Below are 16,435 nucleotides of genomic sequence, written 5' to 3' on the forward strand. Positions count from 1 at the left end.
TGCCGATGAAAGCAAGCCAGTGTCATTTCAAAATCAGGTCGTCACAATTAAGGAAGCTGCTTTAAGTATTTATTTTTAATAGCTCTCTAATTTTGGTAGTAGATAATTTGGTCATTCTAGAGATTTCTTCAATAGAACTACCACTTTTTATCATCGTTTTTACTAATCTAGCTTCACCTCTAGCTTCACCTATTTGTTCCCAATGTTGTGCTAAACTACCCATAAGTTTTGTACCTGTTTGTTGATTTAACTTACTGGTTAATAATTTCTCCAACTCTATTTTATCCGATTGATCTATTTTTGTCAAAGTGTAAGAAAGAATCATTTCAATATAGTTATAACCTATAGTCACTTTGGTAAATTCAGGTAAAATATTGGCTATTTCCTGCCATTTCTTTAATAGATTACGTTTTTTTATATGTTTCATAAAAAATTCGAGAATGCCTGACCACACTCTTTTTTTCAGTTCCTCATCAGCAATATCATGCACATTTACTAGTTGATAATCATTTGCCCAAATATCCCTAATTAATTTACTATTGTCAAATAAACTCCACAAATTACGAGACACATTATATTTTCTTGTGCCGTTAAAAAATATTAACGGATAGACTAACGGTAAAGTTTTGGTTTTAGGATTCTCAGTTAAATATCTGTTACAAATATTCATCATATATTTGAAGAGACGGAAAGCCATGAAATGATCAGGGCTGCTTTGATGATCGACGAGCAGGTACAGATAACCATCTTGCTTACCAAATTTAGTATAAAACAACACGTCTGAGATAGTATCTCTTAAATTTGGTTCAACAAAAGTTGTATTGTCCATTTCTAGGCTAGTGAAATCTACTAAATCCTTAATATGTTTAGGTAAATGGGCATCAAAAAGTTCATGTGCTACTAGTGGATTTTCCATAGCTTTACGAAAGATTTGATCATGCTTTAAGCGTCCAGCCATTTTCCTTACCTATTTTAACAAATTTTACAAGTTCTATATAGTTCATTGATGAGAATTTAGTGACGTCGTCTTCGATCACTCGCCTATTATCTATAGGCTTCGCTCCATCGTTCTTGCTATCCAATTCTCCTGAATTGACTATATTTGAGGTTACTTAGAAACTCTTGCTACCCTTATATTTATTATGTCTGAATTTAATTCAATATTAGTCATATATTCTGGCGTAAAATTGCTAGCAAATTCACTTAAGGTTTGTTCGAGAATAAATTGACTGTGCTGCTGGACTATTAGCATAAAATCTAGTTCACCAATAATTTCTAGAAAGATTCTGTCACTTATAGCAAAATTGGCATCTTTTCTTGCTTGTTGAATAAAGCGTACCAAATCTCTTGCTATACCTTCTTCGTATAATTCTTTTGTTATGTCTAAATCTAGCAATATTAGTCCATGATTATTGGCTAAAGATTTTGTACCTTTAACATTTTTAGGTTGTAAAACTAGAGAGAACTCGTCCTTATTCAGTTGCTCTCCTGCTATTATTAGATGCTCAGAGGTGAGCTGCCATTGATGATTTTTAGAAGCTATTATGATATCTTTGACTTTATGAGGTAGACGCTTGCCTAAATTAGGAAAGTTAATCGATAATTTATGATCGGCATAATTTTCTACATCATCTCTATAAATTACTTTTTTAACATTGATCTCATCTTTAATCAATTCTTCAAATTTTATTAATAATTCATTATTGTTGCTAATGATTGTTAAACTACTCAGTGGTTGTCGAGTCCGAATATTTTCACTGCTTCTAATGAATAAAGCATTACTACAAATATCTAATATTTGATCCATAGTGCTGACCAAATCATAATCGATTTCTATCGTATCAAGTATAGGAAAATCTGCTAAATGAACACTAGACTTCCTACAAAACTCTACTTCTGCTGGTGATTTGGACAATGATGCGGCACTCGAATCCGTAACGGAATTAGAGCACGCTGCGGTTCGAGGTGAAGCGTCTCCTTCACACCCTTGCGTACAAGCGACTTTTGCAGAAAGTCTACTATCACTTTTCTGCTCTAGCCCTGTGAGTCCCAAATAAATTTCCTCAGAAATTAATGGCAATAAACTGGATTGAGCAATAGACATTATTTCAAGACAAGTATACAAGGTATTATAAGCGTTTTCCTTATCTTGATCTTTTTCACTTTTCCAAAAACGATTCCTACTTCTTCTAATATACCAATTATTTAATACTTCAAAAAAATCGGCAATGCTACTATAAGCTATTTGACTGTCAAAATTATCTAACCCATGCTGAATTTTTTGTACTGATATTTTTAGTTTTGATAAAATATAACGATCTAGCACATTTTGAGAATTAAAGTCTAGCTCAGCTTTGATCTGATCGCTATTAGCATACAAAGTAAAGAAGTGGTAGGCATTCCAAATGGGTTTGATAAATAAACGTAGGCTCTCATAAACCATTTTTCCATCTTTATCGATCAATAATTCCTGACCTTTAACTATATTGGTAGAGAGCATGGTGACTCTTAGAGCGTCAGAACCATATTTATCAAATAATTCTAGTGGATCAGCATAATTATTAAGACGCTTTGATAATTTTTGTCCGGTGCTATCTAATATAACTCCATGGCAAATACAATTTAAAAAAGGTGGTTGGTCAAAAAGGGCTGTTGACAGTACCATTAAAGTATAGAACCAACCACGTGTTTGTGCTGAATATTCCACTATAAAGTCAGCAGGAAAATGTCCCTCAAACCACTCTTTATTTTCAAATGGGTAATGTGCTTGTCCATAAGGCATAGAGCCGCTTTCAAACCAACAATCAAAAACATCTTCTACTCTAACCATCATTGATTTACCGGTTGGATCGTCTGGATTTTTTCTAGTTAGCTGATCAATAAAAGGTCTATGTAAATCAACGATTGTCACTCCAAAATCTTTCTCTAGCTCCTCTATTGACCCATATACATCAATTCTTGGATAAATCGGATCATCCGACTTCCACACTGGTAGAGGCGTCCCCCAAAATCTATTGCGACTAATTGACCAATCTCTAGCATTTTCTAACCATTTGCCAAATAGATTATCCCTGATATGCAAGGGTATCCAGTTAATTTGTTGGTTTAATTCAACCATCCTGTCTTTAAATTCGCTAACTTTTACATACCAAGAAGGAACTGCTTTGTATATAAGAGGGGTATCAGTACGCCAACAATGCGGATAATTATGAATATATTGCTCGGTTTTAAGCCAATTACCCTGATTTTTTAGCTTAATAATAATTTGATCATTAGCATCAAATACTTGTAAACCAACAAAATCATAAATTTCTTTGGTGTATTTTCCAGCATTATCTACAGGACAAACGAGTTCTATTCCTTGAGATTGACAAAGAATCTGATCCTCTTCACCAAAGCCGGGAGCCATATGGACGATACCGGTGCCGTCTCCTTCAACTACAAAATCTCCGGAAAGAACTTTGAAGCTACCAAGATGGTTGGAAAAATAATCGAATAATGGTCGGTAAGTAAGATTCAGGTTTAATAGGCACTTACCTTCAATTATATCATAATTTGTGTCAGCACTAAGCCCTAATTCTTTGGAATATTTTTCCAAAGCAAATTTAGCCAAAATATAACAAACCTGACCATTTGGCACTAAAGCATATTCAATATTTTCTCCAATGGCTAATGCTAAATTAGCCGGCAAAGTCCATGGAGTCGTAGTCCATGCCAGCATTCTGTACTCATTATAGGGTACAGAACTTGGCAATTTCTCATTAAGTACAAAACTTACCGTAACCGCCTTATCAGTTCTTTCTCTATATGAATTATCTAGCCTAGTCTCAAAATTAGATAAAGGTGTCTCACATGCCCAAGAATAAGGCATTACCCTCATCGATTCATAGAGAAGTCCTTTTTTGTATAACTCTTTAAAAGCCCACAAAACAGATTCCATAAAGGCTTTATCCATGGTTTTATAGGAATTATTGAAATCTACCCATCTTGCTTGCCTATTGACATATTCCTGCCACTGATCAGCATATTTCATGACCGATGATCTACAATGCTCGTTAAATTTATCAATACCAAAATTGATGATGGCAGTTCTACCAGAAATACCCAGCTCCTTCTCTGCTTGCATCTCGGCAGGTAGTCCATGACAATCCCAACCAAAGCGTCGCTCAACTCTTTTGCCTTTACTGGTTTGATAACGTGCATACACATCTTTGATAAAGCCAGTTAGCAAATGTCCATAATGTGGTAATCCATTAGCAAAGGGTGGGCCATCATAAAAGATGAATTCATTATTTTGCCCATTAGACCTCTTTCGAAACTCTACTTCTGCTGGTGATTTGTATGTCGATGCGGTACTCGAATCCTCACGTACATTAGAGTACGCTGCGGTCCTGCGTTCCGCGTCTCCTTCAAATCCCTCAGCACAAGCGAGTTTCGAAGTAGGTCTACTTTCTAATGATGCTCTAGCATCTATAGTTTTTTGGAAAATATTGTGCTTCTGCCAATAAGCTAGAATCTTTTTTTCCACTGTTGGAAAATCAACATTAGATTGAATATCTGGGTAGTATTTTTTAGTCATGTTTGTAATATTGATTATTATGAAAATAGTCGAATAATTGGTATATCGAAAGGGTTTGGTAACTTTAACATATTCTTACATTTAGAGGTCATAGTTATAATATTGGATAAGGATTTAGTGATATATTGATCAGTATCTACATTATTTTCCGACTCATCTTGAATATAATAAAGTATTGAAGTTATATAAACACTGAGCAACAGACCTCTCTTAGTATAATAATTATAATCTATAGACTTATCACCTGCATAACGCCAAATTAAGTCACATGTACGAAAAGCTATTTTTGTTGCGAATATGCTGTTTGATGGTGTGGTAAAATAACTGCGATTCTTCAAATGTATAAGTTTAGGTGTACAATCTTTTATTCTAATTCTTAAAGCTAAATCAATTTTATCCCTTATTTTAATCGGGGTTTTTTGTTGAGATAGTAAATCAAGCATGTTCTGGTCTTGCCAATTTTCAAAGAAATCAACTATTTCCCTTATGCCGCCCGGAAAGATTATATGATAATAGCCTTTAACAAACCCACATTCTTCCTCGGTATCTGCCAATAATTTATTATTCCACTTATCAAAGATTAGCAGTTTTGCTAGAACTTGTACAAATTGTACTTTCAAACTATAATATTTTTCGTAAGTAGTCATTAAATGCATCTTTTAATCTTGACATATAAGCTTAGTATATAGATAATGTTACTATCATTCAATAGTCTAATATGCTAAAATTCATGCTAAAAGGGGGTAATTAAAAGTGATACTAGTAAATGTTCATGCTGGGAATGGTGAACAAGCAATTAAAAATTTGAAAAGAAAAATGCAAAGAGAGCTTGTTTTTCGTTCAATGAAAATGTCGCGTTTCTATGAACCCCCTTCAGTAAAACGTGTTCGTAAAGATCAAGAAACAGAAAGAAGAAAAAGAAAAGTTGCTCGTAAACAACTAATGGAAGGCTGATGGTTCTTATTTTTTACCCCCCTGTTTACGTGCAGGGGGTGTACTAGTAATTTACGTGGTAATGACATCGTGTTGCCGTGGTGACATCGTTTCTTTCCTGCAAGCAAGTCCAATGTTAATATTTGAGATATTATGATTATTAGAACATATTTTTGCTATATTTTTTTTATAGTTTTAATAATATCATCTTTTATGATGCATACTCACGCAGCTGAAACAAAGAGTGCTAATTTATATATTATAAGCGATAAAGCTTTTGTTGGGGATCGTAGTCAATTGCTAGGAGTAGCAAGAGAAAGCGAGAAGTACTTTAAAAGCAAGTCTGTTAAGCTGAATGTTGAGGAATACGATAAATCTCAATTAGAAACCGTTAAGGATCAAATTAGCAGTAACAAAAATCTTGCCATTATAGTTTCAGTTGGTTATTACGGCATAGAATCAATAACTAAATTAAAGTCAGATCCTGAACTGGCAAAAAAGATTATCGCAGTACATCTTTCTCACCAACTATTAGATAATGGCACTTTATCACACAAGCAACTTGTTGAAGAAAAACGTGATGATTTTTTTGGTGCAGACATAATAGCATTGCCTAACCATGCATTAGATAAGCATAATGTTAAGCTTACTGGCGTGAACACTATACTACTTAATACTAATGGGGTAGCTCATAATATGCAGGTCTCTGATATTGAATCAGAATATGGTGCATTTAAATCAATGTTCTCTTCCTTTGATAAATATTTAGCAGTGATTTTAGCAGGGGATGTACCGGAAAATGGTACATATCATTGCTACACAAATAAAGAAGCCGAGAAGTTAGCCGAATATGTTAGTAATCTTGCATTAAAAAATAATTATTTCGTATTAGTATCCAATGGACCGCGTACAGGAAAATATGATTGCCAAAACAATAAAGAGCTTAGTGTACATGAAAAAGATAGTATAATGGACATGGTGACATCAAGTTTCCAAAGGGTTTTACAAGAAAATCGAGTACCCTTTAAATTATTTGACTTTAAGAAAGGACAACCAAGTATGTATAAGGCTATTCTTGGAGCCGTTTTATATAACAAGCATAGTCTGATTATAGTACCAGGTGAGTCTACTTCTATGGTCTCGGAAACCGTAGATATGTTACCTGCTAAAACTGTTACGGTGTATTATAACTCCACAATGAACGAAACCCATAAAAGACATATAAAAAACGAGTTTAATGAAGGAAGAGTGTCAATTATTGATGAGAATATGCATCTTCATTTACCTAATATACCTAATAATATGCGAGCTAAGTATTATTCTGCTAGTGAGAATATAGCTAAGGGGATATATACTTTGTGGCATACTCGTACAGTTACTATCCCAAAGGTTATTAAATAGACCTGTCCCATACTTATCATCCTACTCTTACTATAGTGAAACCTATTGAATTAGGTGATATACTCAGGTAGAACTTCAAGAATTGGCGTTGTCGTGTCTAAAGATCTCCGCTGCTCACGTACTAATGTACGCCTAGCAGCTCGACTTTGCTACTGCCTAGCTCTTCTTGAAGTTATACTATCGTCTACCAACTCTTCATTTACGAGCAGTATATATAAAGTGCAAAACTCCTGATAGAGAATTTCCAATAATCTAGAGCAATAATTTAGAGATTTTACTTCTAAAAGTTGTTTTTAACAACTTTTGAAGTTATAGTTATACTCAAATAATTTTATAATATTAATTTAGATAATTTAAACTATGGGTAAAAAAATGTCATTACCAGAATCAGAAGAAATTTTATCCGCAATAAAACAACTTCAAGAAAAGATGAAAACTGAACAGGGTATATTTGAAGAAGCTGATAAAGACCTTAAAGGTTTACAAAAAGATATTCAAGACAAGCAAAAAGCATTAGATACTCTAAAAGATAATTTGCAGCAAGAAGATAATGATGCATTAGAATTGTTGGGAAAACTTTGGAAACAGCAGGAAAAAATAAAAGGACACCTAGCTGCTCAATCAGCAGACGCAATAATACAAGCAGTTCAAGAACAAAATGAATTTATAGATTTAGAGTTAGAACTGATCAAGCAGCAATATGAAAATATTGCATTAAATCTTAAGATATGCCGAGAGTTTGAGCAGTTTTTACGTGAAGATGGACAAAATACTTCTCATAGGAGCATTGAACACAAAGAGGCATTTGCTAAATTTCTTGAAGGAAGTGAATTGCTTAAAGAAGATGACAAAAAAGAGTTGCTTGAGAAAAATTCGCAGCTTATGACCGAGCTTAATGCCAGTATGCAGAATTTAGAAAAAAGAGATGGAAATTTAATCGAGCAAAAAAAGAAGTTAGAAAAGAAAGATTTAGCTAATAATTTGGCAGTTGATGTTCAGCCAATACTACAAAAATTGTTTAAGGAACAGCAAGCGGAGATAGAAAAAGAAATAGAAGTTATATTAGCAGAAAATTCTACAATAGTGGAGCAATATAAAAATGTAAAACTACGAGAAGAAGAAATAAAGAAAATCCAAGGTCAAATAGAGCAAAAAACTCAAATCATTGAACAAAGCAAGCAAAAAGAAGAGCAGTTGTTTGAAGAATTAAAGCAATTGGAACAAAAATCTTACCCCCCTCTATCCAGTGCAAAACAACAACAAGAAGGTTCCGTCAGTCATTATCCTATATTACAAGAAAGAGCTAATGATGCTGAGGCGTCACTGAAACGTCAAATTGAGATTAATAAGTTGAATGAACAGCTTAAGATTGCACAGGAAGAAGCAGCTGATCAAACCTACCAATTAGAGCAATTAAAGCTATCTACAGATAAGGAAAGATTATCTGCAAATATGCAAATAAAAGAAAATCTAGCAGTGATAAGCGAACTGCAAGAACGGATTAGGGAACTGCAGAGAGAAAAGGAAGGGCAACAAATAGGGCAGCAGCCATTTATTACACCGAATGATCTTAGTTTATTCGATGAACTAGGAAAAGCACTTAAAACAGATAGAGTTGCAGAGTTAACAGCCGAGATAAATGAGTTAACCCAAGAGAATAATAGTTTAAAAACTCAGTTAGAAGAAATAGAGAATGAAAAAAAACAGTTAGTAGAACTTAGTGGGGAAAAAGAATTAGAGTATAATAAAGCAAAAGAAGATTATGCAGCAGAATTGCAAGAGATAAATAAGGAAGTATCAAAACTAAAATCAGAGCAGCAAGAAAAACAGGTAGAGCTAGATAGAACAAAAGAAGAATTAACCGGTACTAGTAAGAAATTGTTTGAAGCTGAAGAATTGTATGGACAAGAAAGTAAGCAGGCTAAAGAATTACAAGAACAGGTAGAGGAATTAAGCAAGACTCAGCATCAATTAACGACTGAGTTAGAAAAAACAAAAGAGGAGAAGGAAAATCAGATAAAGGCTCTTACTGAAGCAAAAAAAGCCGCCAATTTGGATTTACAGGTAGCAGAAGAAAAGTATGCAGGAATGCTTAAAGGACAATCAGAGCTAGCTGCGGCAGAATTACGAACAATAAACGAGGAATTATTAAAACTAAAATCAGAGCAGCAAGAAAAACAGGCAGAGCTAGATAGAACAAAAGAAGAATTAACCGGTACTAGTAAGAAATTGTTTGAAGCTGAAGAATTGTATGGACAAGAAAGTAAGCAGGCTAAAGAATTACAAGAACAGGTAGAGGAATTAAGCAAGACTCAGCATCAATTAACGACTGAGTTAGAAAAAACAAAAGAGGAGAAGGAAAATCAGATAAAGGCTCTTACTGAAGCAAAAAAAGCCGCCAATTTGGATTTACAGGTAGCAGAAGAAAAGTATGCAGGAATGCTTAAAGGACAATCAGAGCTAGCTGCGGCAGAATTACGAACAATAAACGAGGAATTATTAAAACTAAAATCAGAGCAGCAAGAAAAACAGGCAGAGCTAGATAGAACAAAAGAAGAATTAACCGGTACTAGTAAGAAATTGTTTGAAGCTGAAGAATTGTATGGACAAGAAAGTAAGCAGGCTAAAGAATTACAAGAACAGGTAGAGGAATTAAGCAAGACTCAGCATCAATTAACGACTGAGTTAGAAAAAACAAAAGAGGAGAAGGAAAATCAGATAAAGGCTCTTACTGAAGCAAAAAAAGCCGCCAATTTGGATTTACAGGTAGCAGAAGAAAAGTATGCAGGAATGCTTAAAGGACAATCAGAGCTAGCTGCGGCAGAATTACGAACAATAAACGAGGAATTATCAAAACTAAAATTAGAGCAGCAAGAAAAACAGACAGAGCTAGATAGAACAAAAGAAGAATTAACCGGTACTAGTAAGAAATTGTTTGAAGCTGAAGAATTGTATGGACAAGAAAGTAAGCAGGCTAAAGAATTACAAGAACAGGTAGAGGAATTAAGCAAGACTCAGCATCAATTAACGACTGAGTTAGAAAAAACAAAAGAGGAGAAGGAAAGTCAGATAAAGGCTCTTACTGAAGCAAAAAAAGCTGCCAATTCGGAATTGCAGGTAGCAAAAGAAAATTATGCAGCAATGCTTAAAGAACAATCAGATGCAGCTGTAGCAAAATTGCAAACAATAAACGAGGAATTATCACAGCTAAAATCAGAGCAGCGAGAAAAACAGGCAGAGCTACAAAGGGCGAAAGAAGAATTAACCAATACTCATGAAGAATTGGTTAAAGCTGAAAGATTGCATGGACAAGAAAGTGAGCAGGCTAAGGAATTACAAGAACAGGTAGAGGAATTAAGCAAGACTCAGCATCAATTAACGACTGAGTTAGAAAAAACAAAAGAGGAGAAGGAAAATCAGATAAAGGCTCTTACAGAAGGAAAAGAAGCCGCCAATTCGGAATTACAGGTAGCAAAAGAAAATTATGCAGCAATGCTTAAAGAACAATCAGAGGCAGCTGCAGTAGAATTGCAAACAATAAACGAGGAATTATCAAAACTAAAATCAGAGCAGCAAGAAAAACAGACAGAGCTACAAAGGGCGAAAGAAGAATTAACCAATACTCATGAAGAATTGGTTAAAGCTGAAAGATTGCATGGACAAGAAAGTGAGCAGGCTAAAGAATTACAAGATCAGCTAGGTGGGTTAACCAATGAGAATAATAGTTTAAAATCTCAGTTAGAAAAAATAGAAAATGCAAGAAAACAGTTAGAAACACTTAGTGGAAAAAAAGATTTAGAGTATAATTATTTAGAGGCAGAATACGAAAAACAACAGGCAGAGCTAAAGAAAATTCAAGAAGACCTAACATTGGAGAAACTTATTTCTGCTGAACAATATGAGCAAAATAAAAACTTTAAAACTCAGCTAAATAAAGTAAATAACGAAAATGAGGGGTTAAAATCTCAGTTAGAAAAAATAAAAAAAGATACAAAAAATCAGCCAGAAACACTTAGTGCAGCAGAAAAATTAAAGTATAATGCTTTAGTAACAAAACAAAAAGGGGATATAGATGAACTTTGGAGGAGGTTGGAGGTTGCTAAGGAACATGCCCAAAGAATCCAAGAAGATGAACAGGCTAGGGTAACAGAGCTTAGAGATAAGGATATTAGGATAGCTGCTCTTGCAAGGCAAAATGCCGCACTTCTAAGTCAATTGGAAAAGTTGCAAATTAAGCCAGAAGCATACGAAGTTGAGATTCAAACGGATAATATAGCTGGTAAGTCAATAGGTACGGAAACAGAGACTATTACTAAAGAGTTTAGAGCAGTTGATAGCCAAACAGATAATAGGCAAAAGTTGTATCAATCAGTAGGTACAGAGTATAGACCAGTGATGGATAGTGGCGTGTCTGTAGATAAAGTATTAGTTCAGGATAAGACTAAGGGTAATGTTTATGACGATGATAAAATATTGCAAGCTTTTAAGGAATTGTCAAGAGAGCAAGTTCAGCCAATTGTTAATAAATGTTCTTTGCAATCTACAAGCAGTTTTGCTCAATTTGCCCAAGAAAATGTTGGTAAATTATCCGAAGCATTTCGGGACTCAAATGTACTACGAGAGATAGAAAATATTGAACAAAGAGGCTATACAGATATTCATAAAAAATTTGCAGCTGAGTATAAAGATATTGCATGGCAAGAAAATATTATATCCCCAGAATCAGGTAAAAGCTTTAACTTGAAGCAAAACGGTAAGGATGTTGTAACAATAAATGAAACAACATTGAGTTATGATGTAAGTCATGATGACAAAAATGCTAAATATAAAACTAGAGAGGGAGAAGAAATTAAAAATGCTCGTATGGTAAATATACCGTTATCTATAGATATGCAGGGGGCGTGCCATATGTCTTTTGCAGTGCAAGATACAAATGGACGTAATATTGGTAAAGAAGATGCTGTATATTTGACTGCTCACTATAAGAATGGCAAGTTAGTGCATCTGACCAAACCTACAGAAATATTTTCTTGTTCTGATGACAATAAGTCACCTTTATATTTGAAACGTAAGGGTAAAACTTATACTTTACCAGTAGATAAAAGCACTCTTGAGCAACTTGAGCAAGAAGTCCTTAAAAACAAAGGGGAATATGTAGGAATCGTTAGAAATGTCCAGGGTAATATTAAGGTAAATTCAGCTGCTGTTCACGGGTTGCAACCTGATCGTGTAACAGCTGACCCTCTTTTTAAGGATGCGTCTCAGCTATTACATGATGCTAATGCCACCCCTGCTCTAGATGGTTCTCTAGATATGAAAGGACTTGCTCATAAAAAACCTAACCGAAATGTAGGTAGTGGTAGAAATCCTTAACAAAAGTTGCTAATTATGTAATAATTAGCAACTTGTATTAAAATTTTACTGATCCATTAACATAGAAAGAGTGGGTAGTAAAACTTTTTTTTAAACTATAATCGTAACCAGCACCTAATTCAAGTGCTGATACAGATTGCATGTTTATACAACCTCCTAAAGTGTACATAACATTCTTTGGAGATGGTCTTAGAGATTTTGTGATAGCTACTGTTTGAGTATGGTGTTCTATGCTAGTAAAATTAATGATGTCGGTTGAATTATTTAGTAGAACAGTCTGATCTAGTTTAAAGTGTACCTTAGGAATAATTGAAATATTTCTTACTAAAATGCGTTTACTGAAATCAATTCCAGTTTCAAATGATACTCTTTTTCCTTTCCTAGTTGGTACATTAATATTAAAATCTTTCCTATATTCTGTAAAATTTTTGATTAGAAAATGATCAAATATTATTCCTACCATTGGTTTGAACAAAAATTTATCTAAATCAACTTTATAGTGAGTTTCAAGCTTCGCACGTCCTACATAACCGTTAGTCTTGCTATTAATTGATATAGTATCTCTTTTCCCTAGATTTTTAATAAAGGCTTTACCATATTTAAGATAAGAACTCAGATACATATTTTGTGATAATGTATATTTGCTGTAAACTGCAGCTACATGTAAAATAATATTTTGCTTGTCATTAAAGATGCTTTGAAATTTAGTATATGAATTTGCATTAGCATATGCGATTCCTATAATAAGTTCATCAAGAGGCTGTGCATCAAAACCTAGAACGAAGCCTTGCTGATTATTTTTAAAGGGTAAAGTATTTCCTTTTTGTTTGCTAGTAGAGTTCATAACTTGAATCCACCCTCCTTTTTTAATATAATAATCATTATCCCCTGCCGCTACCATATTTACCCTATTAGGTTTTAATAGATTATTTCGAGTACTTAAAGCGTTTGAAGTTAAATCCAAGTAATCAAATTCTATATATGTAGTATATTTTGCTATATTTTGTTCGATATCAAAATTAATAGGTGAGATATAAGATTCTTTTTCAGCTAATATTGTAGTTTCTGCAGAAATTTGGGGTTCAGTTGCAGTTGCAATAGGTTGAACATCAGATATAAGCTGTTCATCTGCAGGATGTTCAGGCTCAGGAAGTTGCTCATTAGCTACAAGATGTTCATCCTTCTGAGGTTGATCATTAGCTACAAGACGTTTATCTGCATCATGTTCAGCCTCTTGGGCTTGATCATTAGTTACTATTGGTACATCCTCTTCTTTAAACAATTCTTCTAACCCAAGATTATCTTCATCAAATATATCATGTTCATCCTTCTGAGGTTGATCATTAGTTATAAGATGCTGCTCATTAGCTGCAAGAGGTTGAACTGCAGGAGGATTATTTTCTACATGGACTACATTTGCAGGAGGTTGAGGTACAGCCTCAAGAGGTTGAACTGCAGGAGGATTATTTTCTACATGGACTACATTTGCAGGAGGTTGAGGTGCAGCTGCAAGAGGTTGAACTGCAGGAGGATTATTTTCTACATGGACTACATTTGCAGGAGGTTGAGGTACAGCCTCAAGAGGTTGAACTGCAGGAGAATTATTTTCTACGAGGACTACATTTGCAGGAGGTTGAGGTGCAGCTGCAAGAGGTTGAACTGCAGGAGGATTATTTTCTACATGGACTACATTTGCAGGAGGTTGAGGTGCAGCTGCAAGAGGTTGAACTGCAGGAGGATTATTTTCTACATGGACTACATCTGCAGGAGGTTGAGGTGCAGCTGCAAGAGGTTGAACTGCAGGAGGATTATTTTCTACATGGACTACATTTGCAGGAGGTTGAGGTGCAGCTACGAGAGGTTGATGATCAGCTACAAGATGTTCATCTGCATCATGTTCAGCCTCAAGAAGTTGCTCATAAGCTACTATTGGCACAGCCTCTTCTTTAAATAATTCTTCTAATCCAAGATTATTTTCATCGAATATATCATGTACAGCTATACTCCTTTTCTGCCTTTTAGTTTTATAAAGTTTCGGTGGATTATAATATTCATGTAGCTCTAAGTTGTTTTCGTTTACCCCTTGTTTATTGTCCGCATTGTATACTACAACTTGCTCAACTACTGCGTGCATTGTTGAAGATTGTTCTTGAGTTATTGGTGGGGGAAATGTTACTACTGCTGCTTCAGTACTATTTTGAAAGGATGCAACATTTTGAGTTCTATCTATTTTTGGAGCTTGAGATTGCAATATAGGAAGAGTTGGAGAATATCTTCTATATAATCTTGGCGGTTTAGATTCTTCGTCATCTAGTTTACTATCTAAGGATTCATCACTAGAATCAAGATTTGAGGTATCTGATGATCTTCTTGAATAATATTGTGGATCGAGTGGTGCTAATGAAGATGACCGTGAAAACCTTTTGGGAGTATCTATGAGTGGTTCATCTTCAGAGTCGCTCCACTCTTCCTCTTCAGATTCTGGTATGCTGCTGTGATGAGAGAAAAATCCTTCGTCTAGTGATTGGGGTCGGGGGAGTTCGAGGCTAAACGTACGAGTAATAGTTTTATTATCTTGATAATGTTTAGGTTGTTCTGTTTCGATGCTATGTCTGCGAGTAATAATCTCCTTACGTTGATTATTACCGTCATCTTCTGTTGCAAATTCTTGAAATTCGTTGTGTAAACTTTTAGTGTTTACTAGTGGTATAGCTTTATCGGTTAGCGTTTGATTATTAGGCTGAGTGGTATCTGATATTAGAGGCATAACAACAGAATCCTCTACTTGGTATGGTAATATCTCTGTTTGCATACTTAAGCTTGGATTTGGAGGTGGGTCATTAAGAGATATATAAGGTGATTTTACTGACATCAAACTATTAGAAGCTTGAGGTTGTGCTTTGATAATAGAAATAATGTATGCTGCCACATTCTTAAATTTCTTCTTTGGTAAAGTAGGTAATGAATTATTAGCCTCTTTACAATCTAACTTAGATTCAAAGTATTGTTTTGTTTCTTCTAACTTGCGGATTTTATCTTCTTTTATATTGATAGCACTTGATAGTTTGTCGTAATGATCTTTTTCTTGGTTGAGTATTGACTCTTGCTGTTCTATGTTACTCATATCCTGTGCCAAATCTTCTAACTTTTGATTTACTTCCTTAAGATTAATATAAAGAGTTTCTTTTGTGTTATCATCGTACCTTAGGTCTTGTGGAGATATGTCTATTTCTTTTAAAATTTTAACTATACTTGAATGATCTGAAAAATTGTCTTCGTAAATACTTTCGGGGTTTGTGTTTACTACGTTATATTCGCTCCCTCCTTGTTTGTTATTCTCATTCTTCAAATATACAGCATCTTGATATGAGGCTTCTTCTAATTCTTTTTTTATTTTTGATAAAGATTCTTCCTTTTCTACCAAAGCCTTTCGTTCAGCGTCTGATTGAGCTTTATCATATTCTTTAGAATTTCTCTTTATTAGTTGCTTTATTGCGGTTAAACCTTTCTCCTTTATACCTTTCCGTGTTTCGTTATTTAATATTTTTTCTTCGATCATTTCTTTCTTGAAACTATAGTTTCTATGTAAATCAAGTAATGTTAAATAATTTGCTTCTAGTAACTTAAGTGTTCCTAGATAATAATTGTTTTGTGAACCAAATTCTTTTTTCAACTCATTGTCATAATCCCCAAATCTGTCTATTATTTGTGAATTACGTGTTTGTTCTAGTCTTTTCAACTCATCACGAGCTTCATCAATAAGTTGCCAAGTTGTTTCTATTTCATTTTCAAAGTATTCTCTATTAATAGTTGGGTTTGGATGATATAAATTTATTTGCTCATTTCTTAATCCTGCTGCCAAAACATTAGATGTACCAAATCCTTGTAATAAAAAAAACAGAATAAACAAAAAAAGAAAAATTATGCACCTTGTTACTAAAGATCTATTAGATATATATCTATTAGATCTATTAATAAGAGAATTATTTTGTAACTTGTTAAATAAAACCATTTTATTACCTATCAGTTAATTTATTTATTAAAGATTAATTAATGTTAACGCAATTGTCATAGAGAGGGAAAGTAAAAACTGTATTTATAATTTTATTTTTAAAGAGAGATTTGCTAATATGTGATAAAAATCACGAT

8 protein-coding genes are annotated in these 16,435 nt (G+C 34.0%); 3 read left to right on the forward strand and 5 right to left on the reverse strand.

Features of this window, described 5'->3' with window-relative positions:
* Positions 1–61 precede the first annotated feature (61 nt).
* Genes AAGD26_RS00465 through AAGD26_RS00480 form a run of 4 tightly spaced genes read right to left on the reverse strand, consistent with a single transcriptional unit; the run spans position 62 to position 5,226 of the window.
* Entirely contained in the window at positions 62–958 is an 897-nt protein-coding gene (locus AAGD26_RS00465; RefSeq protein ID WP_341751766.1) for an Rpn family recombination-promoting nuclease/putative transposase, read from the reverse strand.
* A complete protein-coding gene (locus AAGD26_RS00470) occupies positions 936–1,082 on the reverse strand; it encodes a hypothetical protein (protein WP_341751767.1) in 147 nt (48 codons plus the stop codon). Before AAGD26_RS00470 ends, AAGD26_RS00465 begins: the two co-directional genes overlap by 23 nt.
* Positions 1,083–1,108: 26 nt before the next feature.
* A complete protein-coding gene (gene ileS / locus AAGD26_RS00475; protein ID WP_341751768.1) occupies positions 1,109–4,579 on the reverse strand; it encodes an isoleucine--tRNA ligase in 3,471 nt (1,156 codons plus the stop codon).
* A gap of 17 nt (positions 4,580–4,596) precedes the next feature.
* On the reverse strand, positions 4,597–5,226 hold the full coding sequence (locus AAGD26_RS00480) for a COQ9 family protein (protein ID WP_341751769.1): 630 nt from the start codon (positions 5,224–5,226) through the stop codon (positions 4,597–4,599).
* A gap of 106 nt (positions 5,227–5,332) precedes the next feature.
* Between AAGD26_RS00480 and rpsU the strand changes: the two genes are divergently transcribed.
* The 3 genes from rpsU (at position 5,333) to AAGD26_RS00495 (ending at position 12,286) form a co-directional block, all read left to right on the forward strand.
* On the forward strand, positions 5,333–5,533 hold the full coding sequence (gene rpsU, locus AAGD26_RS00485) for a 30S ribosomal protein S21 (protein WP_341748434.1): 201 nt from the start codon (positions 5,333–5,335) through the stop codon (positions 5,531–5,533).
* A 132-nt stretch (positions 5,534–5,665) separates the two neighbouring features.
* Complete coding sequence (locus AAGD26_RS00490) at positions 5,666–6,913, forward strand: hypothetical protein (protein WP_341751770.1); 1,248 nt, start codon at positions 5,666–5,668, stop codon at positions 6,911–6,913.
* Between the two features lie 372 nt (positions 6,914–7,285).
* Positions 7,286–12,286, forward strand: coding sequence for a hypothetical protein (locus tag AAGD26_RS00495; protein WP_341751771.1), 5,001 nt, complete (start codon positions 7,286–7,288; stop codon positions 12,284–12,286).
* A gap of 37 nt (positions 12,287–12,323) precedes the next feature.
* On the opposite strand, the gene AAGD26_RS00500 is transcribed toward AAGD26_RS00495, so the two are convergent.
* Positions 12,324–16,298, reverse strand: a complete 3,975-nt coding sequence (locus AAGD26_RS00500) for an autotransporter domain-containing protein (RefSeq protein ID WP_341751772.1) — start codon at positions 16,296–16,298, stop codon at positions 12,324–12,326.
* Positions 16,299–16,435 lie beyond the last annotated feature (137 nt).

It is taken from the genome of Candidatus Tisiphia endosymbiont of Piscicola geometra (assembly GCF_964026415.1).
Lineage (GTDB): Bacteria > Pseudomonadota > Alphaproteobacteria > Rickettsiales > Rickettsiaceae > Tisiphia.

Coding starts and splice junctions, on each gene's coding strand:
- AAGD26_RS00480 (WP_341751769.1), bottom strand. CDS start 5,226: ATGACTACTTACGAAAAATATTATAGTTTGAAAGTACAATTTGTACAA.
- AAGD26_RS00500 (WP_341751772.1), bottom strand. CDS start 16,298: ATGGTTTTATTTAACAAGTTACAAAATAATTCTCTTATTAATAGATCT.
- AAGD26_RS00490 (WP_341751770.1), top strand. CDS start 5,666: ATGATTATTAGAACATATTTTTGCTATATTTTTTTTATAGTTTTAATA.
- ileS (WP_341751768.1), bottom strand. CDS start 4,579: ATGACTAAAAAATACTACCCAGATATTCAATCTAATGTTGATTTTCCA.
- AAGD26_RS00465 (WP_341751766.1), bottom strand. CDS start 958: ATGGCTGGACGCTTAAAGCATGATCAAATCTTTCGTAAAGCTATGGAA.
- AAGD26_RS00495 (WP_341751771.1), top strand. CDS start 7,286: ATGTCATTACCAGAATCAGAAGAAATTTTATCCGCAATAAAACAACTT.